Here is a 24,378-nt window from a genome sequence, read left to right on the forward strand (position 1 = left end):
TGCTTCCCAAATCAGGGTGCCCCGGAGACGGCGATGGCCTTAGGTATGCGTACTTAAGGTAACATTATCTCTTTAAGGCATCACGTTAGAATCAACCCTTGGCCTGGTATGGGCCCCTACAGGAACACCTCTTGTTACATTGTGACCATTAAAAGTTAGTATCTACAGAACAACAGTATTCACGTATGCTCTTAATAATTCATATTGAATGTAAATTGTTTTGTTTGCTGAAAAAACTTATATACTTCTATTCATAGTTAGAACTGCCCGCTGGGGCAGTGGGGTGGCACCTATGAGGTTGAGGAAATTGCTCGGAGTTCTCCTGCTCGGGGGACTCCTCTTCGGGTTGGTGTCAGCGTGGAAACCCCTGGTCCCAACAGCAGCATCCTGCAATGAGGTATGGGACCACGACACCGACGAGAAGAGCTGGGATGCTCGTACTCTCGTCTGGGCCGGAGCCCACGCCAAGGTTCTCGTCTGCAACGGAAGGTTTGTGCGGATAGTTCCCGACCCCAACCACCAGCCGCCGTCCCCTCACCTCGTGGCAGAGGCTCAGGGTGTGCAACGAACAAGGGATCCTATAACACTAGTCGACGACGATTTGAAGTGGGCATACGCTAGAGTTGACTATATCGACCCAGATACTGGGAAGGAAGACCATGTAGTAGCAAGAATCCCCCACCTCTGGCCCTGACTTCAGGAGGTGGCCCTGTGAAGGTTCTTAGAGATTTCATCGTCTTTTTCATTTTCCTCCTCATTTTCCCCCTCAAGTCAGTGCATTCACCCCGCCCTCCTGGTTCAAGAACGGGACGTATGTTACATACGTAGTTTTTGCTAGCAATACAGAGAAGGGTGTTAACGATTTATTTTTCTTCACAGAGCTTATGTCAGAAAAGAATAAGAAAGCACTACTTGAGGGCATAGACAACTCCAGTGATGAGCAGTGCGAGGATGTTAAACGTGTGCTCTTAGAGTCCGGCCATCTTGGTGATCTGGTTGTAACCGACAAGTTGCTCTTGACTTTCAGGATAGTTAATGTCACGAACTCCTCCGCGGTGATTAAAATCACCTTAAAGCTCTATAACGTTACAATCCCCTGGTGCAATCTCGGTAACGTCACGTTAACAGGAAAGCTACTTTTGAACTTTACTGACGGCTATTATTATTTTAATGGCACTCAAATTGGCAGGCCTTCATTCTTTATCCTCCCCTACGAACTTCCCGGGAAGAAGACTCTGCTTTTCAGGGCGTCGCTTCTCAAAAAATACGGCTTTATCTCCCATGACCTCCTGGTGGAGAACGTGACGTTTGAAGATAGACGGAAAGCTTTAACCTTCATCAAAACCTTTTATCCCCCTCTCATTGAGGTCAAATCAAACCAGCCACCACTAATCTACTCGCGGAAGGGTTATCTAAGCGCATCCTTAATAACAAACACCATTTATGATTTAGACACTGGGGTGGCCATTGGCATATGGCCGGCACCTTGGCCGGAACTTTATATTCTTGGAATAATAAACGGAGGAATATCCAACTACCATTCCGCCAAAATGAACAAAAAGCTGGACTTTTCAAAGGAGTACTGGCCGTACGGGTTCGTTCTCTATAAAACAAACATCCAGTTCCCCAAGGAACAGACTGGCAAAGCCCCCGACACGCCCCTTAAGTACTACCTGCTACTCGGGCTCGTCATTTTAACTGCATCGCTCTTAAGGAGGTGGAAGAGGTGAGGTTGAAGGGACTGTTCCTGCTTGGGGTTCTCCTGCTCTCCCTACTGCCCGCCGTCAATGCCGGCAACACCGCATACGGCGTCCTGAGCATAAAGGGAGTGGGAGAAGTCACGATTGAAGGGGTGGGCACCTTCGAGGCACCCATTGCCTTAGTCCTGCCCGCCGGAAACTACACCGTTAAAGTGAAGGGAGATGTCGAGCTCGAAGCGAGGGTCTTCATGAACTCTTCGAGGCTCGTCGAGGTGGAGTTCAGGAAGGGAAACCCGGGGGAGCTCGTTGAGGGCAACCTCACAATCCTCGGCGTTAAAGTGACGTACGACTGGTGGAAGAACTACCCCGTTTACAACTCCACGCCAAGCCTCGGCGTTGGGCGGGGATGCGGAGGCGGCTGGAGCCCCTTTTACTACACAGACAGGCCCTCCCCCATGACCTTAAAGGACATCGGGAGCACCGTTGCAAAGCTCCTAATCAACAACACAGTGATGCCCTGCTATCTCAGGGACGGCACGCAGGACATAAACGGGAAGCTTGAGTACGTCTTCCATACGATTGTGAGTCCGGGAGGGGTTGGTGGTGGTGCTGTACTCAAGAACGTGAGCTTTATAACTCCCCTATCCGCCGTCAGCGTTGCCTCTGACATACAGTACGTTAAGGGCTACGTCTTCAATGCCAGCGCGGCCTCGATGACGACCCCGTTTACCGTAATCCTGCCGGTGATTCCCCGCGATGTGTACAACGTCACGGGGACGAGTACGGACGGGGACGTCATAAGAATAGAGCACATTCCAAGGATTGACACCTACAACCTGAGCGTCGGGGCCAACCACACACTCCTGACGGCGGTTATACGGCTCAAACCTGAGAAGAAGTACAAAATAAACTACAGTCTCAAGCGCGCCCTTGAGCTTGTTCGCGTGGAGGAGAGGGAGATAAAGCTCCACCGCGTTGAGGTTCAAACCGAGCCCGAAGGCACATCGCTCGTCATAAACGGTACCGTCCTAGTCAGGGGCACTTCCCCGGCTGTCTTTTACCTCCCGCCCGGGAACTACACGGTGAAGGCCTTTGCAAACGGCACCGGTGCCCGCGAGGACTTCAGTCTGCCGGGAACCGAAAGGCTCAACCTGACGCTCAGACCCTTCCCAGTGACCCTCGTCCTCAACGTCACACCCGGCAACGCCTCCGTGGCCATCGACGGCGAGCAGGTCAAGAACACGAGCGTGACGCTTTCGCCGGGTGAGCACCTCGTTACGGTCTCGGCCCCGGGACATCTAGCCGAGAACCTCACCGTTGTGCTCGCGCCGAACGAGAGCAAAGTTCTCACGGTAGCTCTAAAGCCCCTGCCAATCCTTTTCGTCGAGACAGAGCCCGGCAACGCCACGGTCATTGTGGGAAATGCCACCTGCACCAGCCCCTGCCGGCTGACGCTCAGCCCGGGCCGCTACGTCATAACGGCTTCGCTCACCGGCTACGAGAACGCGAGCACCGGGGTCTACCTGAAGGCCGGTGAAAACGTCAGCGTGAAGCTGACCCTCAGGAAAGAGGTTCAGGAGAAAACTCCAACCTACACACCTCCAACAACCGAGAGCGAGAGCCCGTCCCCAACTCCCGGCGAGGGACCCGCACCCAGCTCTCCACGGACCGGCGACGATGGGGGACTTGGACTTAAGGTGCTTTTCGCTGCCCTCGTTGTCGGCGTTACCGTAATCCTGCTCAGGCGGAGGTGAGTGGATGGGGGGCATTGGAAAACAGCTGAAGTGGGAACTGGAGGACCCCTACGTGGCCCTCATATTTGTTTTCAGCTTCGTCCTGCTCGCGGTGACGTTCTACACCAATCTCTTCAGCATTAACGCGAACGTGATGCCCATGGGCCTGGAGATGGCCAGGGAGCAGGCGGCCGCGGGGACGGCCATGCTTTTTCCTGGACTCTCCGATAAGTCCTCCGCAATCTTCGCCATTACCGGCGTTCTCCTTGCATCCCTTACCATCCGCTACGACAGGGACACGAGGGTTGCAAAGAGCGTCTACTCCCTTCCCATCAGGAACTATGAGGTTATCCTAGCAAAGTTCATTACGGTCTTCACCGTCCTCTTCCTCTCGGCCTTCACAGCGGCTTTCCTCGCCTACATCTACGCCTACGGGGACAGCCCAGGCATGATTAGGGAGGGAATGCTCGGTCAGCGATATCTGCTTATACATCTCATGTACTGGCTTGAAGCATCCCTGTACGTGTCGGCCCTGTCGTCCCTAATAGCTCTCCTGAGCCCCGGCACGTTCGCGTCGATCCTGGGGGGGATTACCATAATGTACATCCCGGAGATTCTTGACTGGGACTTCCTGCCCCCAAGGATTTTGAACGACGGACTCGTAAAGGCGCACGCCGTGTTCTGGGACCCCGGAGAGAAGCTGAGCGTTTTCTTCAACACGACGTTCTACGCCGGCCTGCTGCTCCCGCTGGTCGTTCTATCACTCACGCTCGTTCTGAGCGAGTGGAGGGATGTCTCGTGAGGCTCATAAAAGCGTTCCTCCTGGCCCTGCTGCTCTTCACCCTCCTTTCATTTCCGCTCCAGGAAAAGGCCCTCAGGACATCGACCTCTGGCATTGTAAGCCAGGAGAGAGGTTTTGTGCTTCCCTCAGCAGGTGTTCTTCGCGTGACGACCAACGCCGGAAAGGGCGTGAATTACAGCGTTTCATTCTACGACCCAGAGGATGACAGGTTCGTCCTCAACGAGACTCCAAAGGGTCAGCTCAACGGGTACTTAAAAATTGAGCACGCCGGTTATTATTTCGCTCAGGTAACGAGTTACTATGCCCCGGTCACCTTAGCGTACAGGATGACTTCAAAGTACCCATCAAAGCGGATTTTGGAGATAAAATACTTTATCGGCGGAACTTCGGCGATACTGCTCGCATTACTGCTTTTTAGGGAGGGGAGAAGATGATCACTGCAGAAAACCTGAGCAAGCGTTTTGGAAAGCTCGTGGCCCTTGACTCGGTCAGTGTAGAGATTGGGAAGGGATTCACCCTTATCCTCGGCCCGAATGGTGGGGGCAAGAGCACTTTCCTGAACCTGTGCGCGGGCCTCTACAGGCCAAGCTCGGGGAGGATTGAGGTTCTCGGCGAGGCTCCGTGGAGCAACGAGGGGGTCAAGTCCAGGCTCGGCGTCTCCTTTGACCCGCCGTCACTCCCAAAGCACAGGACCGGGCGGGAGTGGCTTGATTACATTGCAAGGTTCAAGGGAGCCGATGAGAGCGACGTTCTGGAGAGTGCTGAAATGTTCTCGGTTACGGGTTTTCTTGACAGGCGGATTGGCGAGTACTCCGCGGGTATGCTGAAGCGGCTTTCTTTGGCTCAAGCCTTCATCGGAAAACCCGAGTTAGCCCTTTTGGATGAGCCCCTTGCAAACCTCGACTTCAAAGGAATAAAGGAGGTCTCGGAGACGCTCGGAAAGCTCGCGAATGAGGGGTTGAACATCGTGGCAGTATCCCATATATGGCGTCCCCTTATCGGCTTTGCCGATGAGGTGGTGGTCATAGCCGCCGGAAAGGTGGTTCTGAAGGGCAGCCCCAAGGAGGTCATCACTCAGATTGAGGAGATATGAGGCCCGGCCCAGTCATTCCATAATTTTTGAGTATCCTCAAAACCCGCTCAGGGGGCAGTGCGTACCTCACACGCCCGTTTCCCTCGATGGTTCTGGCCTGGAGGAGTGCGTTGATTATAGCCTCCTCAGTAGCTTCGGCCGCCGCTCTAAAGAGCCGGCTCAGAGCGTTGTCAGGCAGGAAGCTGAGTAGATGGGCTTCCTTATCCAGCGGGACGGTCTGGGCGGTGGAGAAGGCCAGCACTACGTCACCGCTCCCGTGGTAGGCGTAGCCACCTGTCCTCGCGAGGCCTATAATAGCCCTCCTTGCGAGCCTTCCGAGTTGCCTGGCCGTTAGGGGCGCGTCCGTGGCAACGACGATAGAGATGCTCCCCCTTCCAGAGGTTCCCCTGCCTGGGTAGTCTTTCAGCTCAAGGCCAACGGGGATGCCGGCGATCGTCAGGTCCTCCCTCCTGCCGAAGTTAGCCAGAACGAGGGAAGCAACCGTATACTCCTCGCCACCGATTTCAACGACCCTCGACGACGAGCCTATGCCCCCTTTGAACTCGAAGGCGCTCATTCCGGTTCCCGCTCCAACTGAACCCTCCTCAAAGTCGAGCCTGGCGTTTTTGAGGGCTTCAAAGTAGTGCTCCTCCCCCACGGCGAGTTTCCTTATGTTGTTCAGGTATGAGTCGTTGCACTCCATAACGACCGGCGAGACGCTCTTCAGCTCGGGGTTCAGCTCAATCATGTGCTTAACCATCGCGTTGGCAACGGTGTAAACGCCCAGCGTGTTGGTCAAAGCTATAGGCGTCTCGATGTAGCCGAGCTCCTCCACCTGAACGAAGCCTATCGGCTTTGAGAAGCCGTTCATGACAAAGGTTGAAGCGAAGAGTCTCTCGCGGTAGGGGTTCTTCACCGGAGGGAGGAGAACTGTAACGCCCGTTCTGATGCTTTCCCCTTCGATTATCGTTGAGTGGCCGACTTTAACGCCCAAATCCGCTATCGAGTTTCTTTTTCCATGCTCGTAAAGCCCGATTTTTATCCCGAGCTCTGGGGCCTTCATGGTATCACCTGTGATAGATAGCACGCTGGATTTAACAACCTTGCCCAATCAACGCTTATAAACCCCTAAAACTGAGTTTTGCCCATGAGGGTGAAGCCTTCGAAGCTCTTCCTGCTCATCCCGCTGGCCTTCCTGATCATCTTCTTCTACGTCCCGTTAGTTAGTATTCTAAAAACCGGCCTCTGGGAGAACGGCCTCACCCTCAAACACATCTCCGCCGTTCTGGCCAACGACTACCACAGGAGGGTCATCCTCTTCACGATAGGGCAGGCGGTAGCTTCGACACTCCTTACCCTGGCACTCGGCCTTCCCGGGGCGTACATATTCGCCCGCTATGATTTTCCAGGAAAGGGCAGTATAAAGGCGGTTTTAACCGTCCCGTTCGTCATGCCCAGCGTGATGGTCGCGTTGGGCTACATACTCCTCTTCGGAAAGAGCGGCTTCGTGACCCAGCTTTTGGGCCGTGATCTGGGCATAATCTACTCCTGGAAGGGCATTCTCCTCGCCCATGCATTCTACAACTTTCCGATAGTTATACGCATGGTCTCGTCGCTGTGGCAGCGCGTGAATCCCCACTACGAGGAGGCGGCGATGGCCCTGGGAGCGAGGGGCTGGACGCTCTTCCGGAAGGTTACCCTGCCGATGATTTCCCCGGCGATTTTTGCCTCGGCGATGCTCACCTTCGTGTTCTGCTTCCTGAGCTTCTCGATTCCCCTCATAATCGGCGGCTACCGCTACGCTACCATAGAGGTAGACATATTCACCTCGATAATGGTTCTCCTGGACTTCAAGACCGGCTCAGCTCTGGCCATAATCCAGATACTCCTCAGCATGGCCTTCATGTACCTCTACCTGAGGGCGCTCGATGCCTATGCCAAGCGCGAGGAGCAGAGGGTTTTCAGGAAGCCGGCTCCGTTCACAAGGCGCGACTGGCTGAGCCTCAAGGGACTGCTCGTTGGAGTCTACTCCCTAATCGTCTTCGTTTTCATAGTTTCTCCCCTCTTAGCGGTCCTCTACGACTCCCTGCGCTTCAACGAGGCCTGGAGCCTCGAATGGTACAGGAGAATATTCTCGACGGAGTACAATCCGATGTTCGGGGCGACAACGCTCGACGCGGTCAGGAACTCACTCACCTTCGGTTTAGCCACGATATTCCTCTCGGTTCTCGTCGCACTCCCGATAGCCTACGCCCTCCACCGCTGGGAGTTTAAAGGCAAGAGGCTCTTCGACGTCCTTGTGATGCTCCCGCTGGCGAGTTCGGCCATAACCCTCGGTCTGGGATACATAAGGGTCTTCCACACCACGCCCCTGTACTTCACCGCCTGGATAATCATCGCCGCCCACACGGTTATAGCCTACCCCTTCGTGCTCCGCGCCGTTTCAACGTCCCTGAAGAAGATAAGGCCGAACCTCTGGGAGGCGGCGTTAAGCCTCGGCGCGAGGGAGTGGAAAGCCTTCCTGAGGGTGGAGCTTCCGCTGGCGCTCGGTGGGGTAATCGTCGGCGCGATATTCGCCTTCGCCATAAGCATAGCCGAGCTGGGAGCGACCTACATGCTGGCCAAACCAGAGTACACCACGATGACTGTGGCCATATACAAGTTTCTCGGGGCGAGGCAGTTCGGCTCAGCCTCGGCCCTGGCGGTTCTTCTTATGGCCGTCTCAACGCTCAGCTTCCTGATAATCGACAGGATAGGTGAGGAGGTATGGTGAGGGTAGAACTGAAGGGAGTCCTCAAGGAGTGGGAGGATTTTCGGCTTGAGATAAGCGAGCTCGATGTCAAGGACGGCGAGTTTCTCACGCTCCTCGGCCCAAGCGGCTGCGGAAAGACGACGACGCTGAGGATGATAGCGGGCTTTGAAAAGCCGGAGAGGGGAGAGATACTCTTCGACGGAAGGCGGGTGAACGATTTACCGCCCTACGAGCGCGGGATAGGCATAGTCTTCCAGGACTACGCGCTGTTTCCCCACATGACTGTTTTCAAAAACATCGCCTTCGGCCTTGAGATGAAGAGGCTCCCAAGGGTGGAGATAGAGAGGAGGGTAAGGTGGGCGCTTGAGCTGGTCGGCCTGGAGGGCCTCGAAAACCGCTATCCCGAGCAGCTGAGCGGCGGCCAGCAGCAGAGGGTTGCCCTCGCGAGGGCCCTGGTGGTTGAGCCTGACGTCCTGCTCCTCGATGAACCCCTCAGCAACCTCGACGCCAAGATAAGGGAGAGGCTTAGAGGGGAGATAAAGAGGATCCAGCGCGAGCTTGGAATAACGACGATCTACGTCACCCACGACCAGGAGGAGGCGATGGCGGTAAGCGACAGGATTGCCGTCATGAACGTCGGCCACGTTGAGCAGGTGGGAAAACCGCTGGAGCTCTACTACCGCCCAAAGACCGAGTTCGTGGCGCGTTTTCTGGGCTTAAGCAACATACTGGAGCTTAAAGCCGAGAACGGAAAGGCCTGCCTTGGAGGGCTGTGCTTCGACGTCGGAAGGGATGGGAAAGTGAAGGTCTTCTTCAGGCCAGAGAGCGTCTACGTAAAACCCGGTGATACCGCGGAGGTTCTCGACTACGAACTCCTGCCCGGCAGGATAAGGCTGAGGCTCGGGATTGAGGGGGAGGTAATCCTCGCGGAGCGCTTCCTCGACGAGCTGCCCTTCGGCGTTGAGGCGATGCCGGAGAGGGTAGATGTCGAGGTGAGGAGCTTCTCGGTGCTGGGATGAAAAGCCCTGATGGTTTTTCAAAGTGCCATTGTACATTGACAATATTCAGAGAAGTCCAATCGACATAACTTGATTTTAGCTTTGTTTTCACTTTTGGTGATAGAAAGGGTTAAATAATCCAACGGCATAGATACTCTGGGAAACCAAACGGCTCCAACTACCTCGTTCTGGTTCGCGCATACAGAACATGAGGGGTGGAAGGGATTGGACATAAAAAAAGCAGCAACCACTGGCATCATTTCCATTATCTGTCTCTCACTTTTTGTGGCTGTCCTGAACACAACGGCGGAACGCGGACAAGACCGTGCCAATTCCCTGCCCAACTGTAGCATTAATTATGCTCCCAACTTTACCCCGTCCAACTCGTGGTACTGGACGGTGGAAGAAGTCATGAACCGAACAACAATCGGATTCGAGGACACCGTTTTACTGGAGACCGATGGAGAGCTGGAACCGGAAGACTGGCCGTCCGCTTTGGGCATAGAACCCCCGTGTTCAATGGTCAAAGGGGCACTCCACGTGAGGGGAAAAAACGTAATGGCAACGTACCGTCCAGTCGCGGCGTTCAAGGAATACCTCAGAGCTGAAAAGATTTCCACGCCCAAAGGCGAAGTGTACCTGGCCCATTACGCCGTGCCAACCACCACTGCAATATGGAGGATAACGGAGTACGGGACTTATCCCCGGGACAAAGTTAGGAGCGAAACACCCATTGTTGAGTGCAACTGCCAGTGGAGGGACATAATAGACGCTACCCTGCGGAGAATCGAGAGCATAGGTTTCACTGAGGTCCAGAAGGGCATGAAAGCTACCGAGAACAACGGCTTCAAGCCCCTCACCTCGCGGCTATACTGCAGGAGAGACAAGTATCTCTACGTCGAATTCGCTAAGGTGAAAGGACTGGACCTCATCAGGGTCCTTATGGTTAAGGGAGAGAAAGAACCCGTTGAAGCCTACTCAAAGATACTGAGCGCCGGAAACTCCCTGGAAGCCGTTGAAGATAACCCTACAAAGGATAACTTAACCTCTTCTCTGTGCGGACTCAAAACTGAGCCAGAATTCAAACCAATCAACGCCTGGACCGGCTGGAGTGTCAGGCACCCTCTGGGGAATTTGTACATAGAGTATCACGATGGTTTAACCATTATGCCGGTGTTTTCAGTGGAAAACATCAGTCCGGAGAGGCCGCCAGGGGCAGTGTATGGCGTCGATTGGCCGGCTAGAATCGGAATAACTCCCAAATGCGCGATAGCTGGTAGTCAGGTGGCATTCGTGACCTGGAGCAGCAAGAACGCTACCGGCTCGTTCTGTCCCACGGTGAGGAACAAGAGGTGTGCCATTAACAGACAATCCCCCGTCCTACCAGGGGGAAAGGTGTACCTGGCCACGTACATGATACCCCACGCCAACACGACATGGGCAATTCAGGAAAATCTTGCCTGTAGACAGTGGAACGACTTTCTGGAGCCAGCAACCTGTGGAAAAAGAGAGACCACAATAAGGGGAACCTGCACCTGTCCCGTCTGGGCCGTCATCGACCAACTCGAGGACGCAATAAACGCGACAGGATTCGAAGAAGTCCCATTGGAGAAAAAACCCGCGGAGAACGATTACTTCAGACCTCTGAGCATTAAGATGTACCGGAGAGACAACCAATATCTCTACGTAGAATTCACCGAAATCAAGGGCATGGACCTAATCAGGGTTCTCATGATACTCGGCGAGGGAGAGGAGGTCGTGAAGGCCTACGCGGAAGGCTTCACCGCGGTGGGCGGTGAGGGTTAAGGTTCCGCCCGTCCAAACAGTGCCCACGCCCCATCTTCCCTTTCTTTTTAACATTTTTCCGTCAAAAAATCTTTAAAAAACCAAGTTATTAGGCAGGAACAAGTCAAAACGATGGGGTGAAGCTCATGGGATGGTTCGAGAACTACTTCGAGTTTGATAGGCACGGCACGGATATGAAGACCGAGATCCTGGCGGGCGTTACCACCTTCATGACGATGGCATACATTCTCTTCGTGAACCCCTCCATACTCAGCGATGCCATGGGTAAGGATGCCTTCAACTCCCTCGTGGCAGTTACCGCCCTGGCCGCTGGCTTCGCGACCATTCTGATGGGCCTCTATGCCAAGAAGCCCTTCGCCCTCGCGCCGGGAATGGGGTTAAACGCTTACTTCGCCTACAGCGTCGTCCTCGGTATGGGCTACGACTGGCGCGTTGCCCTCGCGGCGGTCTTCGTGGAGGGACTCATCTTCATAGTCCTCAGCGTCACAAAGGTTAGGAGCGCGATAATCCACGCGATTCCACTGAGCCAGAAGTACGCGATAGGGGCAGGAATAGGACTCTTCCTGACCTTCATAGGCCTCAACGACGTCGGCCTTCTCTCCGCCAAGGTCGTGGCCCCCCAGGGTTCAGAGCTTGTCATAGATGGCCAAACCCACCTGATAGGAACGCTCCAGTTCACCGGGCTGAACACCTCCGCTCTGGCGAGCGGCGACATACTGCTGTTCTTCTTCGGCCTCTTCCTCGCGATGGTTCTCATCGCGCTCCGCGTTAAGGGCTCGCTCCTGATATCCATCATAACTACGAGCGTCATCGGCTGGATCACCGGCGTCGCCCCCTGGCCCGAGCACCTGTTCTCGACCCCCGACATCAGCTACACATTCATGCAGATGGACCTCCAGGGCCTCCTCAACGTAGGGGCGCTGGGAGTTGTCTTCGCATTCTTCATGGTGGACTTCTTCGACACACTGGGAACGGTTACGGGTCTGAGCGCCAAGGCAGGCTTCATCACGAAGGACGGAAAGGTTCCCGATGCCGAGAAGGTTCTCCTCACCGATGCGATAGGCACGACCGTCGGAGCCATCCTCGGAACCTCAACGGTCACGACCTACATCGAGAGCGCAGCCGGAATAGAGGAGGGCGGAAGGACTGGAATGACGGCACTCGTTACCGGCCTGCTCTTCCTCGGCATAGGCCTCTTCATAGCGCCGCTGGCGGGGGCGATTCCGGCCTTTGCAACCGCTCCGACCCTCGTCATAGTCGGTTACTACATGCTCAGCGCCATAAAGGATGTGAACTTTGCCGACCACACCGAGGCCATCCCTGCCTTCCTCGTGCTCATAGCCATACCATACACCTACTCGATAGCCGACGGAATAGGCATCGGCTTCATCAGCTACACGATACTCAAGCTCTTCAGCGGCAGAAGGGACGAGATACACCCGCTGATGTACGCCCTCTCTATAATCTTCCTGGCCTACTTCGCCTACCTGGGCGGGGCCTTCTGAGTTCTTTCATTTTATTAGACAAGAAGAGCAAAAAGGGAGCATCACTCAGACTCCGCGTTCTCGGCCAGCTTCTCTTTGATGAACTGCTTGAGAACGTAGGGACACTGCTCCTGTATGTACTGGGCAAACTCCCTTATCCTCTGCACGGTTATCTCGCTGACGTAGTGCTCGAACTGGCATGCGTCGTGCTCGGCTATCTCCGGCGGGATGCCGAGTATGTCGATGAAGAACTGCGTGAGGAGCAGGTGCTTTGAGTAGGTTGCCTCGGCTATCTCCCTGCCGGCGTCCGTCAGCAGAATCCTGTCGTACTTCTCGTACTCCACCAGTCCTTTATCCGAGAGCTTCTTCAGAGCATCGACGACGCTCGGCGGCTTGACGCGCATCATCTTGGCGATGTCCTTGACGCGGATGATCCCCTTGTTCTTGTGAAGGATGTACATGGTCTCGAGGTATTCCTCTTCCCTCTTGCTTACCTCCAACGACCTCACCTGATTAGGCTACCCAAAAATGTTTAAGTAGTTTTCGGGACAGTGCGGACTCCCATCCACTGGAAGGACGAGCTTGAAAAAGAAATCTCACCAAGTTCGCGTCAAACATGGCTTACTGTATCCCCTACGTTTTAGATACAGCTTAAACGTCGAATCAATCCCTGCGGCGCAGAATTTGATGTTACATTTTTCTCCCGAAAGCCTCGCCCTTTAGGGCAGGGAGGATGTCAGTTTTCCTCGTTCCAGTCTTCAACGACATGGGTCTGCCGCATCTTGTCGGCGAAATTCCAGAACTTCGGGACGACCATCAATGCAATGCCCACGGCGAGCACCAACACCGCTATAACCGCGGCCGCAATGCCGCCACTGCTGAAGGCCCAGAACGTCATCACGAAGGGGCGAGCATTATTCCAAGTATGGCGGCACCAAAAACCAGCACTAGAATCCTGTAACCGTACCGCTCCATGAAGGGGGCGAAGTCCACGGGTCCCACCAGTTACTATTTTGGGTGAGGAAGATTATAAACTTTGCGAAGGAGTCCTGGGGAGGATAAAATTTATAAATCCATACCGGAACCTATCAACGGGTACAGCCCCGTGGTGTAGCGGCCAAGCATAGGGGACTCTGGATCCCTTGACCGGGGTTCGAATCCCCGCGGGGCTACCATTCAACTGGGCTCCAGACATTCGAACCCCGCTTTCTCCCCTATCCCAAGTTCTAGTTTCGAACTTCAAAGTACACCGCAATGCGTATCATGTGCCATTGTTAGGATGTGCGTCCCTTTTTTAATATCAGGGGATTCCGCGAGATTGCAGAAAAATCGCTCATATTCTGCTGCAGATTAACTAAAGTGTTGTAAAATATCCAAAAAATCCCGCAGAAACGACATTCGAAAGTCGGAGGAACGGAGACAGAAACCAGTTTTATCTGCTTGTAGGGCCTATATCAACTGAATAAGCCATCAAACTACCGAAAATTCAAAAATCGAACTTTTCAGGAACCCTTAAATAGAATGTCATCCCACTTTTAAAGTGATGTTACACACCGATTGCCTAACATGGAGGTGAGGGCATGAGCAGCACCATCAGCTTGGAGAGTGAAATCACCAACCTGCTCAAGGTTCACGGTTCACTAAGCGTAGCGTTCATAACCAGGTTCCTCAACGAGATGGGACTTGATTGCACGCGGCAGAAGGTGGAGAGAACCCTGAGGAAAATGGTTGAGCAAAAAAAGGTTGAAGCATTCTACACGAATGGAAATAAGCGCAAGCACTACAGGTTACGGTGATAGCATGGGGGCAACGACTGCAATACTCGGGAACGACAGACGGATGCTCATGATAGAGTTCCTACAGGGGAGGGACGGTCATGCGGAACTGCGGGACATAGTTGAGTATATAGCCGAAAAAGAAGGCGACACCGATAGAAGGCACAGGAAAAGCGTGTACGTCAGCCTGGTGCAGACCCACATCCCGAAACTGGAGAGGGAGGGGGTTATAGCGTTCAATCACGGCGTCGTCACGCTCCTGAAAATACCCGACGATGTTACCGTTTACATGGAAGTGGTGAACAAACACGACATCAGCTGGAGTGCCTTCTACATGGGTACCTCGCTGATATTCATAGCCGCAGGGTGGTATCTGGAAAACCTGCCCCTGCTCCTTGCGGCCATCGTGTACCTGGCCATTAGCGTGGTGCATCACAGGAAGATAAGCAGACTGATTTAGCCAAACGGGGCTTAAAACTGCCTCTGTTCTAATTGTAATAAGGCTTTAACGCGGGTAATGATGCATTACCTGCCAGTAATTCGGAATTTACTATATACTCAAAGCATCCTAATAAGGTACAAGTGTCCCGGTGATGTGCTGTCAAGTGACAGTGCCGAGGGATGCCAATTTGATATTTGGGAGGAAAACACCATGAAGAAAATTTTAGCCCTCGGTATGCTGGGGCTGATGATCGCGGCGGCCTTTGCTTTGGGCACAAGCGCGACCTTCAGGGACTACCGCGTCCAGAGGAGCTCACACATTGCCGTCGTTCCCGACGACACCGAGCTCATCGACCTGACGCCGGTTCAGCCCTACGCCTACATCAACGATGGGGGGCAACTTGTTATTGACTTCTCAGAGAACAACCCGAACTGGCCCGGGCACGATGACCCGAACTGGGCAGAGTACCAGGGAGAACTTGAGGGATACACAGGCAGGGGAATCGGCCTGAGCCCGCAGAGCAGGTACAACTTCGACCACGTTTTCAACGTGAGCAACCACCTTTGGGAGAACAAGGTTATAGTCGTCGAGATCATATCCTCGGATCCCGGCAAGCTCTCATTCTACGACCCTGACGAGAACATGTACAGCACGTATGGCAACGCCATCCCGTACAACTCAGACACCGCAGTTGGGGACGTTTGCTTCTACCTTGAGCCCGGAGAGGCCCTCGGTGTTGGCATGGAGCTAGCGGCAGGAAACACCCTGGGCAGCTACGACGTGACCATAACCGTTAAGGCCTGGCCGGCTGACGACGCACCCATTGACTGCGGAGGGGGCAGGTGATCAAAATGAAAAAGATAATCGGACTTTTCGTCCTTATAGCAGGACTACTGATAGCGGTCACCGCCAGCAGTGCCAACTTCGCTTACTTTGAGGCAGACAGGAACGTTCATATCCAGATCGTCCCTGACGACAACGAGCTCATTGACCTGAGGCCAATCCAGCCCTACGCCTACATCAACGACAACGGAATGCTCGTCATAGACCTCAGCCACAACAACCCCAACTGGCAGGAAGGATTCGGTGAGGGCGTCAGCCCGAACAGCACCTACGTGTTCGAGGAAGTATTCGGCGTGAGCAACGACCTCTGGGAGGGGATACCGATATGCATGGAGATCACCTACAGTGGAGGCGACGAGGTTACGTTCTTTGAGGGCGACTACGTGCCCGGCCAGACCGTCGGCACCAGCAGCCTTACCCTAACCGTCATGCCCGGCGAGGTCGTCAAGATCGGAATGATCATCAACACCACCGGAATCAGCGCGCCCGACTCACTGGACGGCCAGATACAGTTCTACGCCGAGGCCGGCGAGTGCGAGAGCTGATTAAGCGGATAGAACTTTCATTATGGAGCGTTTGCTCCTCTTTTTAAATTCTTCAAGGGGGAAGAGAGATGGGGACAGAGACAGAGGTCATTGCAGGCATTGGAATCATGATAATTCTGATCATAGGCGTCGCGGGATTCCATTCCTCCGGCTCGATTACGGTAGTTTACGCGACCCCGGATGGGGAAGAGTTCTCTGTGGACTCCCCCGTCCCCCCGTATTCATATCTGGATAACGGAATTCTCGTCGTTGATATATCACCTGACAGCCCGTTCTATCCGGGCGATGGAGACGGATTGAGCGTTAACAGCACCTACGTTTTTGATGGGGTTTTCATGATAAAGAACAACCAGAGCGAAACCGGTTACGAAACCATATGCGTGAGGATAAGTTCGGACTCCTCGAACCTGGGATTCTTTGAGGGCGCCTTCGGCGGAAGCTGGGCGGACGTCGTTGAGGTCACCCTCGGGGCGGACGAGAGCGCCGAGATAGGCATGATGGTGAACACCACCGGGCTTCAGCTCGGGGATTACCTGAGTGAAATAACCATAGAGGCCTGGGGAGGAAGCTGCGGATGAATACCCTCGTGGAGTACGCGATCCTCGCGGTTCTCGGAATACTGGTCATAGGTTCTCTTACCGGGGCCCTCCTTGACAGGCCAGTTTTTGTATCCTACGCTTACTCGGGGAGCATGACACCCACCATAGACAAGGGCGACCTGTTCTTCATCAATCCCCTCGCGAGAAATCCCGACATCGGGGATGTTATAGTGTTCAAGGTGGGAAGCACGTGGACCGTCCATAGGGTAGTCGCAATAACCGAAGACGGATACATAACGAAGGGCGATAACAACGTGGCCAGCGACCAGCAGAGCCGCAACATACCCCCAATAAAGAAGGACCAGATCGGGGGGACCGTGATAGCCCCCGGCGGCCACGTGATAACCGTGCCTAAGGTCGGCAACTACATCGAGAGCGGTCTCTCGGACAGGGGCAAAATACTCCTGGGGGCCATTCTGATAGTCGCTGGAATACTAGCCTTCGGGGGCGGTGAGGCGGTGAGGAGAGGGAAGAGAAAGAGGTTCTTCACCGTGAAGTTCAGAACGCTCTTCATGCTCGCCTCGGTGTTCTTGCTGCTGATGGTGGCCATATCCATCTTTGTCTCGTGGGAGGTCATACCTGTAGAGTACTCCGTAACCTCAGCCGGCGGGGCAAGGGAGGGCTGGTATCATCCGGGGGAAGAGTTCCAGGCCGAAATTACAGTGAAGAACAACAACATGTACCCCATGAGGTACTACATCTCCGCCCCAGAGCCGGTTACAAAAATCTCGAGTGAGGATTTCAGTCTTCCCAGGGGCGGTGAAAAAAACTTCACTGTCACCATTGTGGCACCTCAGCAAACGGCCATGTACTCCACCAAGATTCGGGTAAACGCATATCCCCCCCTACTTCCGGGATCCGTGATGGACGCCCTCTACGAGGTGCACCCGATGGCACCCCTACTGGCAATCCTGGCCGTAGTTTCAGCGTTCCTCGGAACGATGTACATACTCTCCGGGATAGGGAACGAAGATGTTGTTAGAATCAGGAGGAATAGGCATTCAAAACACAGGGGAATATCGGAGGTGTTTAAGGTATGAGAGGAATTATTGCAGTACTGATAACAATCGCACTGGCATCACTGGTTATCGTCAGCTCAAGCGGGACTTTTGTAAGCTTCGAGGCCACCAGAGAGGTCAAAGTCCAGGTGGTACCGCACGAACAGGAGTATCTCGGCTTTGACTGCGAAGACGGATACGCGGCGGTCATTGAGGTCAATAAAAATTCGGAGCTTGACTTCGATGCCCTGACGGTCAGGAATTACCTCAACGACAGGAAGGACGTCACGATTACGCTATATCCAGACTATTCGGGACTCCCCGCGGGGGTCACGATGTTCATAGAAACTGAGGATGGTGCGTCGAGAACTCTGGCATCCGAAGAGGAGTACACGTTCTTCGGAAACGTAACCGTGGGGGACGTGGGACCTGGGGAGTACATCGTCCCGGTTGATATGTACGCAACATGGAACGGCGGGGACGCATCGATATCCACCTGCCCCATAAAGCTGATCATCAAGGGAGGACCCACGATAGAGAAGGAGCTCCTGAGCGGACCGCTTGAGATTCCAACCCACACGTACGCGGAGTGGACGTTCAGAATCACAGTGACGAACCCAGGAGAGGAGCAGACGCTTACGATAAAGGACGTGATCCCGGGGGAGTTCGAGATAGGGTCGATAGATCCAAGCGCCGGAACGTACACGGTAACACAGACCGGGGCGGCGCACCACATCACCTGGGAGGTCCACCTTGGGGCGGGTGAGAGCGCCCACATGAACGTGACGATATACACCAAACTCAACCCAGCGGGCAAGCAGGAGTTCACGTCCTGCGGAGACTACATCCTGAACGAGGGGGCCGAGCTGGTGGAATACGGCATCACGAGTGAGAGCATAACCGTCCACGCGACCTGTGAGGGGGACGGAGACTGCGACCTGTGCATAATGAACCGCTGGATCAGCGGGGCTAGACACCTCCCCAGGGATACTCCCGCAAACTACCACACCAGAATCGTAGTAAAGAACCGGGGAGACGAGAGGGACCTAGTCGTAACACAGTACATTGGCTCCCAGTTCACCCTCACAAACTACATACCAACGAGAGGTACCGTCTCAACAGAAGTCATGCCAAATGGAGAGACGCGCGTTACCTGGACACTCCACCTGGCCCACAATGAGGTTGCCAAGCTCAACCTCTACGAACATACGGATGGGATCCACACCAACTCACACAAGTACGTTATGCTGGTCAGCACCCCCTGCGTTGCCGGCTGTGAGTGTCATGGCTGCGCCAAGTACGTTCACGTCTACCCGTGCGGTTGCCATGGTAGCGGGGATGGTCCGGAGGTGCCCGACGTCTATGAAGTGGCTGAAATCGAATCTGACTGTTGCACGGAGGCATGTGAAGGATGAATAAAGAAGGTATTACAAAATTTATCAGAAGGAAGGAAGTGCTGGGGATATTCCTGGTGCTCTTCATAGTTTTCGGATTTTATTCCGTGAAGCTCATGAGTGCAAGCCCGTACATGGTCACCACGCATAAGATAGGAACGTATCGGGAAGAGGGAACACTGAAACACGAGGCCTACCTCGAACCCAACGATCTCTACGGGTACAGATTGACAATGGACAACTACCCGATACCGCTGGTCGATCGGTTCCTGCTGACGTACACCTACAGGTCACAGCCGCCCCTGAGCGAGGGGTCGTACCATATCGTTGTGAAGGCTGAGTACTACGTGAACAAAGGCAGCGAGGAGATAGTCCTCTGGGAGGAACCGCTCTTCGACGAGAGAGGAAATCTGACGGACGGCGGATTCACCGCGGAGTACGTTCTGGACATGAAAGGCTTCGAGAACACGAGCAAAAGGATCTCCAGCGAACTCGGTGTGAAGAGGCTGAAGAACAGGATAACCATTGAGACCACAGTGACGAGCACCGGAAGCGTCGGCGGCAGGGAGATAAGGGAGAACTTCGACCACACCGTCGAACTCGTTAGGGACTCAACGGCAGAGCTTTACTACTTCACGGACACCAGCAAGGCAGAGAAGAGAGCGCTCACCGAGACAGTAAGGACGGAGAAGGATGCAAGCGTTCTTGGCATAACAAGTGACCTTGGAACGGCCCAGACCGTCACCACGGTACTGGCACTGCTGATGCTGATACCCCTGCTCGGCTACGTTTACACATCAAGGGCTCCTAAAGACGAGCTGGCGAAGATAAGGCCCTACATGGTCAAAGGCGCCCCAGGCCCCGTTGAGAAGGTCGTTGAGCTTAAGACCCCCAAAGACCTGGAGACAACCTTTGAGCTCATAGATAAGCCAATCCTGCACTACATAGAGGAAGACGAGGAAGTCTACGCAATAATCGACAATGGGGTGTCATACGAGTACAGGAAGCTCCTGCCAGGGGAAGGGAAGGAGGCCAACTGAGGCATCTCTTTTTCCCGCTTTTTTCCAATTTCCTTAACCAACAACTTTAAAAGCCCTATTCGAAAGCCTAAGCTAGAAGTTCTTAAAGAGGTAAGAGGTGGTTAGAGATGAACCCGTTCCACGAGCTTGAGCCCGGACCGGAGGTTCCAGAGGTCGTTTACGCTCTCATAGAGATTCCGAAGGGAAGCAGGAACAAGTACGAGCTCGACAAGAAGACCGGCCTTATAAAGCTCGATAGAGTGCTCTACAGCCCGTTCTTCTACCCGGTCGACTACGGAATAATCCCGCAGACCTGGTACGACGACGGCGACCCCTTCGACATCATGGTCATCACGCGCGAGCCAGTTTACCCGCTCACCATCATCGAGGCGAGGCCGATAGGCATAATGAAGATGGAGGACAGCGGCGACAAGGACTGGAAGGTCCTCGCCGTCCCCGTTGAGGACCCGTACTTCGACGACTGGAAGGACATAGACGACGTCCCGAAGGCCTTCCTCGACGAGGTTGCCCACTTCTTCCAGAGGTACAAGGAGCTCCAGGGCAAGGTCACCCAGATAGAGGGCTGGGGCAACGCCGAGGAGGCCAAGAGGGAGATCCTCCGCGCCATCGAGCTCTACAAGGAGAAGTTCGGCAAGAAGGAGTGATTTCTTTTCCCTCTTATTCCCCCAAGGAGGTTAAGGCATGTACAAGCTCCTCAAGATTAAGGACGTCGTTAGGATTCCCCCAAGAATGTTCACTATGGATCCCAAGGAGGCCGCCAAGATAGTCCTTCGTGAGGCCTACGAAGGGATCTACGACCGCGACGAGGGCGTTGTTCTAGCGGTCATGGACGTTGAGGACATCGGGCAGGGGGTTATCGTCCCCGGTGACGGGGCAACCTACCACGAGGTCGTCTTCAACGTCCTCGTCTGGAAGCCTGAGATGCACGAGGTCGTGGAGGGTGAGGTCATAGACGTCGCCCCGTACGGTGCCTTCATCAGGATAGGCCCGATGGACGGTCTCGTCCACATCAGCCAGCTCATGGACGACTACGTCGTCTTCGACGAGAAGAACAAGCAGTTCATCGGTAAGGAGACCAACAGGATCCTCAAGCTCGGCGACGAGGCGAAGGCGAGGATAATAGCCATAAGCGTCAAGAGCCGCGTTATCAGGGAGAACAAGATAGGCCTCACCATGCGCCAGCCGGGCCTCGGAAAGAGGGACTGGGTGGAAAAGGAAAAGCGCAGGGAGGCTGAGGAGTAATGGCGAAGGAGCGCGCCTGCAGGCACTGCCACTACATAACCACGGAGGAGCGCTGCCCGGTCTGCGGCAGCAGGGACCTCAGCGACGAGTGGTTCGACCTCGTCATAATCACCGAGCCCGAGAAGTCGATGATAGCCCAGAAGCTGGGCGTTGATGTCCCAGGAAAGTACGCCATAAGGGTCAGATGATGAGGTTCGTACTCACCCCAGAGCTTAGAAGGGAACTCAAAGACCCCCTCGGAGAGCTCATCCGAGGGGAGATCCCCGAGCCGTACATCCGGCTTAAGGGTGAGCTTGAGAGGGCCGGGCGCGTCGTTACTGTAGGCGACGTCGTCACGGAGAACGTCCTCAAGCTCGGGATAAGGCCGAGCATAGCCATATACGACCACAGAACCAAAAGGCACGAGTACAACCCGGATATCGAGACGGGTTCGGTCGTGATGACCGTCCAGAACCCGGCCGGAACCATAACGAAAGCTTTATTAAACGCAATCAGAAAGGGCTTTGGACTGGCCGCGAGGGGCAGGCGTGTTTACATAAAGGTGTACGGAGAGGAAGACCTGGCGGCGATTCCCGCCGTGCTCTACGCCCCCGAGGGCACTCTCGTGCTCTACGGCCAGCCGGACGAGGGAGTAGTGCTTATAAAGGTAACCCCCGAATGCAAGCTCAAGTGTGGAAAGCTCATGTCGAAGATGGAGGTGATTCACGATGGAGATTAAGGTTACCGAGATAAGGGAGAACAAGCTCCTCGGAAGGAAGGAGATATACTTCGATGTCATCCACGAGGGAGAGGCCACCCCGAGCAGGGCCGACGTTAAGGGCAAGCTCGTTGCCATGCTCGACCTCAACCCGGAGACCGTGGTTCTCCAGTACATAAGGAGCTACTTCGGTAGCCGCGTCAGCAGGGGCTACGCCAAGGCCTACGAGAGCAGGGAGAGGATGCTCTACATCGAGCCGGAATACATCCTCGTTAGGGACGGCCTGGTTCAGAAGGAGGAGGAGTGAGGTGGTTTAGATGGCTAAGGGCAAGAAGACCAGCCAGAAGTGGAAGCTCTACGAGGTTCAGGGCGGAAAGGTCAAGAGGAAGGGCAAGTTCTGCCCGCGCTGCGGTCCGGGCGTCTTCATGGCCGAGCACAAGGACCGCTGGAGCTGCGGCCGCTGCGGCTACACCGAGTGGAAGAGGAAGTGATTCCTCTCCTTTCTCAGGCTTTTCTACATCCCCTTAAGGGTTAACCTCAAAAGGACGTTGTGGTAGATGGTACCATGCCCACCTACTACGGCATCGAGCTCAAGCTCCACCCCCAGGTCTACGAGCCGGCGGAGGACACCTTCCTCCTCGCCGAGAACCTCGCGGTTAGGGAAGGGGAGAGGGCGCTGGACGTCGGCACGGGGACTGGGCTTATAGCACTCCTGATGGCGAGGAAAGCCCGCTCCGTCCTCGGAGTGGACATCAACCCGCTGGCCGTCGAGCTGGCAAGGGAGAATGCAGCGCTTAATGGCATCAAAAACGTCGAGTTTCGCCTGAGCGACCTCTTTGAGAACGTTGAAGGCAGGTTCGACGTGGTAACATTCAACGCCCCATACCTGCCCGGAGAGCCGGAGGAACCGATAGACCTGGCGCTGGTTGGCGGCGAGGGCGGCAGGGAGGTCCTCGACCGGTTCATTCAGGAGGTGCGGGATTACCTCAAACCCGGCGGAACCGTTCAGATAGTCCAGAGCTCGATAACCGGGGTGGAAGAAACGCTGAGAAGGCTGGAGAAAGCTGGACTGAGGGGAAAAATAGCCGCTAGGGTGCACGTGTTCTTTGAGGACATAGTGCTGATAAACGCCACTACGCAAGGCGGTGACGTTTGATCTCAAAGAGGAGCTTCACCTTTGGCCTCTCCAGCGGGCCCACATCCTCCTCGAAGAAATCTATTTCAATCTCCCTTGCCTTAATCTCCTGGCGCGGTTTTATGTGTCCAAACATGGAGGTAGAATCAACGGGCAGCTTTTAAAGTTTTCGCATATTGCCGAAGTATTTTTCGACAATAAAATATTCCGGACGAAACGGCATCTCCACACACCCGACCCATCACCTTTTTAAAAGGCTCGTTCAAAGCCAACCCGGAGAGAGGAATTAGGTGAGGCTAATGGCGTTAACGTTCAAGTCCAACCCGAACATGCCGGAGGAGATAGCGAGCCTCTTCAGGAAGCAGCACTACGCGCTCGTGGGCAGGCACAGCTCGGTAAAGCTCTGCCACTGGCTCAAGGAGAGCATAAAGCACGACCGCTTCTGCTACAAGCAGAAGTTCTACAACATACACTCCCACCGCTGCCTGCAGATGACGCCGGTTACAGCGTGGTGCACCCACAACTGCATATTCTGCTGGCGCCCGATGGAGGGCTTTCTCGGCACGGAGCTCCCGGAGCCGTGGGACGACCCGGCATTCATCGTCGAGGAGAGCATAAAGGCCCAGCGCAAGCTCCTCGTCGGCTACAAGGGAATGCCTGGCATAAACATGAAGAAGTTCGAGGAGGCGTGGAATCCAAAGCACGCCGCTATAAGCCTTTCCGGTGAGCCGATGCTGTACCCCTACATGGGCGACCTCGTCGAGGAGTTCCACAAGCGCGGTTTCACGACCTTCATCGTCACCAACGGAACCGTTCCGGAAAGGCTCGAGGAAATGATAAAGGAGGACAAGCTGCCGAGCCAGCTCTACGTCTCCCTCACCGCCCCGGACATCGAGACCTACAACAGGGTTAACGTCCCCATGGTCCCGGACGGCTGGGAGAAGATAAAGGAGACGCTCAGGCTCATGAAGGACGCCCAGACCAGGACGGTGATAAGGCTCACCCTCGTCAAGGACGAGAACATGCACAGCCCCGAGGGCTACGCGGAGCTGATAAAGCTCGCCAACCCGATGTTCGTTGAGGCAAAAGCTTACATGTTCGTCGGCTATTCGCGCAACAGACTCACCATCAACAACATGCCGAGGCACGAGGAGATCAAAGCCTTCGCCGAGGAGCTGGTGAAGCACCTGCCCGGATACCACATCGAGGACGAGTACGAGCCGAGCAGGGTCGTGCTCATAATGCGCGACGACGTCGATTCCCACGGAACCGGAATCGGCGGCAGATTCATAAAGCACTGACCTCCTTTCCTTTTTATTCC

The 24,378-nt window shown here is 54.7% G+C and carries 29 protein-coding genes and 1 tRNA gene; 27 read left to right on the forward strand and 3 right to left on the reverse strand.

Going from position 1 to position 24,378, the window contains the following annotated elements; translation table 11 throughout:
* Positions 1-292 precede the first annotated feature (292 nt).
* The 6 genes from FPV09_RS06895 (at position 293) to FPV09_RS06920 (ending at position 5,328) form a co-directional block, all read left to right on the forward strand.
* Entirely contained in the window at positions 293-694 is a 402-nt protein-coding gene (locus tag FPV09_RS06895; protein WP_148882831.1) for a hypothetical protein, read from the forward strand.
* 190 nt (positions 695-884) lie between these two features.
* Entirely contained in the window at positions 885-1,730 is an 846-nt protein-coding gene (locus FPV09_RS06900) for a hypothetical protein (protein WP_148882832.1), read from the forward strand.
* Positions 1,727-3,454, forward strand: a complete 1,728-nt coding sequence (locus FPV09_RS06905; RefSeq protein ID WP_148882833.1) for a PEGA domain-containing protein — start codon at positions 1,727-1,729, stop codon at positions 3,452-3,454. Before FPV09_RS06900 ends, FPV09_RS06905 begins: the two co-directional genes overlap by 4 nt.
* A 4-nt stretch (positions 3,455-3,458) precedes the next feature.
* Positions 3,459-4,235 carry an ABC transporter permease gene (locus FPV09_RS06910; RefSeq protein ID WP_148882834.1) on the forward strand — a complete coding sequence of 259 codons (777 nt, stop codon included), beginning with the start codon at positions 3,459-3,461 and terminating at the stop codon, positions 4,233-4,235.
* Positions 4,232-4,669 carry a hypothetical protein gene (locus FPV09_RS06915; RefSeq protein WP_148882835.1) on the forward strand — a complete coding sequence of 146 codons (438 nt, stop codon included), beginning with the start codon at positions 4,232-4,234 and terminating at the stop codon, positions 4,667-4,669. Before FPV09_RS06910 ends, FPV09_RS06915 begins: the two co-directional genes overlap by 4 nt.
* Complete coding sequence (locus FPV09_RS06920; protein WP_148882836.1) at positions 4,666-5,328, forward strand: ABC transporter ATP-binding protein; 663 nt, start codon at positions 4,666-4,668, stop codon at positions 5,326-5,328. Before FPV09_RS06915 ends, FPV09_RS06920 begins: the two co-directional genes overlap by 4 nt.
* On the opposite strand, the gene FPV09_RS06925 is transcribed toward FPV09_RS06920, so the two are convergent.
* On the reverse strand, positions 5,306-6,370 hold the full coding sequence (locus FPV09_RS06925) for a DmpA family aminopeptidase (RefSeq protein WP_148882837.1): 1,065 nt from the start codon (positions 6,368-6,370) through the stop codon (positions 5,306-5,308). The genes FPV09_RS06920 and FPV09_RS06925 overlap by 23 nt on opposite strands.
* Positions 6,371-6,454: 84 nt before the next feature.
* Between FPV09_RS06925 and FPV09_RS06930 the strand changes: the two genes are divergently transcribed.
* The 4 genes from FPV09_RS06930 (at position 6,455) to FPV09_RS06945 (ending at position 12,368) form a co-directional block, all read left to right on the forward strand.
* Entirely contained in the window at positions 6,455-8,080 is a 1,626-nt protein-coding gene (locus tag FPV09_RS06930) for an ABC transporter permease (RefSeq protein WP_148882838.1), read from the forward strand.
* A complete protein-coding gene (locus FPV09_RS06935) occupies positions 8,074-9,078 on the forward strand; it encodes an ABC transporter ATP-binding protein (protein ID WP_148882839.1) in 1,005 nt (334 codons plus the stop codon). Before FPV09_RS06930 ends, FPV09_RS06935 begins: the two co-directional genes overlap by 7 nt.
* 204 nt (positions 9,079-9,282) lie before the next feature.
* On the forward strand, positions 9,283-10,863 hold the full coding sequence (locus FPV09_RS06940; RefSeq protein ID WP_148882840.1) for a hypothetical protein: 1,581 nt from the start codon (positions 9,283-9,285) through the stop codon (positions 10,861-10,863).
* 125 nt (positions 10,864-10,988) lie between these two features.
* Positions 10,989-12,368, forward strand: coding sequence for an NCS2 family permease (locus tag FPV09_RS06945; RefSeq protein WP_148882841.1), 1,380 nt, complete (start codon positions 10,989-10,991; stop codon positions 12,366-12,368).
* Positions 12,369-12,409: 41 nt separating this feature from the next.
* On the opposite strand, the gene FPV09_RS06950 is transcribed toward FPV09_RS06945, so the two are convergent.
* Positions 12,410-12,847, reverse strand: a complete 438-nt coding sequence (locus FPV09_RS06950) for a metal-dependent transcriptional regulator (protein ID WP_148882842.1) — start codon at positions 12,845-12,847, stop codon at positions 12,410-12,412.
* Between the two features lie 599 nt (positions 12,848-13,446).
* Between FPV09_RS06950 and FPV09_RS06960 the strand changes: the two genes are divergently transcribed.
* The 16 genes from FPV09_RS06960 to FPV09_RS07035 all read left to right on the forward strand — a co-directional run bounded on the left by FPV09_RS06960 (position 13,447) and on the right by FPV09_RS07035 (position 23,078).
* Positions 13,447-13,522: transfer RNA gene (locus FPV09_RS06960), tRNA-Gln, on the forward strand.
* Between the two features lie 405 nt (positions 13,523-13,927).
* Positions 13,928-14,143: a hypothetical protein gene (locus FPV09_RS06965; protein ID WP_058938336.1), complete on the forward strand. Its 216-nt coding sequence runs from the start codon at positions 13,928-13,930 to the stop codon at positions 14,141-14,143.
* Positions 14,144-14,147: 4 nt separating this feature from the next.
* On the forward strand, positions 14,148-14,582 hold the full coding sequence (locus tag FPV09_RS06970; protein WP_148882843.1) for a DUF7344 domain-containing protein: 435 nt from the start codon (positions 14,148-14,150) through the stop codon (positions 14,580-14,582).
* 192 nt (positions 14,583-14,774) lie between these two features.
* Positions 14,775-15,410 carry a DUF1102 domain-containing protein gene (locus FPV09_RS06975; RefSeq protein ID WP_148882844.1) on the forward strand — a complete coding sequence of 212 codons (636 nt, stop codon included), beginning with the start codon at positions 14,775-14,777 and terminating at the stop codon, positions 15,408-15,410.
* Between the two features lie 5 nt (positions 15,411-15,415).
* Positions 15,416-15,952 (forward strand): DUF1102 domain-containing protein, encoded by a 537-nt coding sequence (locus FPV09_RS06980; protein WP_148882845.1) that lies wholly within the window; start codon positions 15,416-15,418, stop codon positions 15,950-15,952.
* A 68-nt stretch (positions 15,953-16,020) separates the two neighbouring features.
* Complete coding sequence (locus FPV09_RS06985; RefSeq protein WP_148882846.1) at positions 16,021-16,530, forward strand: DUF1102 domain-containing protein; 510 nt, start codon at positions 16,021-16,023, stop codon at positions 16,528-16,530.
* Positions 16,527-17,591: a signal peptidase I gene (locus tag FPV09_RS06990; protein ID WP_148882847.1), complete on the forward strand. Its 1,065-nt coding sequence runs from the start codon at positions 16,527-16,529 to the stop codon at positions 17,589-17,591. The genes FPV09_RS06985 and FPV09_RS06990 overlap by 4 nt, the downstream gene beginning before the upstream one ends.
* Positions 17,588-18,964, forward strand: coding sequence for a COG1470 family protein (locus tag FPV09_RS06995; RefSeq protein ID WP_148882848.1), 1,377 nt, complete (start codon positions 17,588-17,590; stop codon positions 18,962-18,964). Before FPV09_RS06990 ends, FPV09_RS06995 begins: the two co-directional genes overlap by 4 nt.
* Positions 18,965-19,020: 56 nt before the next feature.
* Positions 19,021-19,983: a DUF5305 family protein gene (locus FPV09_RS07000; RefSeq protein ID WP_246112244.1), complete on the forward strand. Its 963-nt coding sequence runs from the start codon at positions 19,021-19,023 to the stop codon at positions 19,981-19,983.
* 107 nt (positions 19,984-20,090) lie between these two features.
* Positions 20,091-20,627: an inorganic diphosphatase gene (locus FPV09_RS07005; RefSeq protein ID WP_148882850.1), complete on the forward strand. Its 537-nt coding sequence runs from the start codon at positions 20,091-20,093 to the stop codon at positions 20,625-20,627.
* A 37-nt stretch (positions 20,628-20,664) separates the two neighbouring features.
* Positions 20,665-21,225, forward strand: coding sequence for a DNA-directed RNA polymerase (locus tag FPV09_RS07010; RefSeq protein ID WP_058938327.1), 561 nt, complete (start codon positions 20,665-20,667; stop codon positions 21,223-21,225).
* Positions 21,225-21,413 (forward strand): transcription elongation factor subunit Spt4, encoded by a 189-nt coding sequence (spt4, locus tag FPV09_RS07015; protein ID WP_148882851.1) that lies wholly within the window; start codon positions 21,225-21,227, stop codon positions 21,411-21,413. Before FPV09_RS07010 ends, spt4 begins: the two co-directional genes overlap by 1 nt.
* On the forward strand, positions 21,413-21,943 hold the full coding sequence (locus FPV09_RS07020) for a GTP-dependent dephospho-CoA kinase (RefSeq protein WP_148882852.1): 531 nt from the start codon (positions 21,413-21,415) through the stop codon (positions 21,941-21,943). Before spt4 ends, FPV09_RS07020 begins: the two co-directional genes overlap by 1 nt.
* Positions 21,933-22,229, forward strand: coding sequence for a 30S ribosomal protein S24e (locus FPV09_RS07025; RefSeq protein ID WP_148882853.1), 297 nt, complete (start codon positions 21,933-21,935; stop codon positions 22,227-22,229). The genes FPV09_RS07020 and FPV09_RS07025 overlap by 11 nt, the downstream gene beginning before the upstream one ends.
* A gap of 10 nt (positions 22,230-22,239) precedes the next feature.
* The gene (locus FPV09_RS07030) at positions 22,240-22,413 is read left to right on the forward strand and encodes a 30S ribosomal protein S27ae (RefSeq protein ID WP_014012712.1); all 174 of its coding nucleotides are present in this window, start codon (positions 22,240-22,242) and stop codon (positions 22,411-22,413) included.
* 74 nt (positions 22,414-22,487) lie between these two features.
* Entirely contained in the window at positions 22,488-23,078 is a 591-nt protein-coding gene (locus tag FPV09_RS07035) for a HemK2/MTQ2 family protein methyltransferase (protein ID WP_148882854.1), read from the forward strand.
* On the opposite strand, the gene FPV09_RS12015 is transcribed toward FPV09_RS07035, so the two are convergent.
* Complete coding sequence (locus FPV09_RS12015) at positions 23,056-23,193, reverse strand: hypothetical protein (RefSeq protein WP_168194745.1); 138 nt, start codon at positions 23,191-23,193, stop codon at positions 23,056-23,058. The two genes, FPV09_RS07035 and FPV09_RS12015, sit on opposite strands and share 23 nt — an antisense overlap.
* A 163-nt stretch (positions 23,194-23,356) precedes the next feature.
* Here FPV09_RS12015 and twy1 point away from each other — a divergent pair, with 163 nt between their 5' ends.
* Positions 23,357-24,358 (forward strand): 4-demethylwyosine synthase TYW1, encoded by a 1,002-nt coding sequence (twy1, locus tag FPV09_RS07040; RefSeq protein ID WP_148882855.1) that lies wholly within the window; start codon positions 23,357-23,359, stop codon positions 24,356-24,358.
* Positions 24,359-24,378 lie beyond the last annotated feature (20 nt).

Source organism: Thermococcus aciditolerans, assembly GCF_008152015.1.
GTDB classification, from domain to species: Archaea; Methanobacteriota_B; Thermococci; order Thermococcales; family Thermococcaceae; genus Thermococcus; species Thermococcus celericrescens.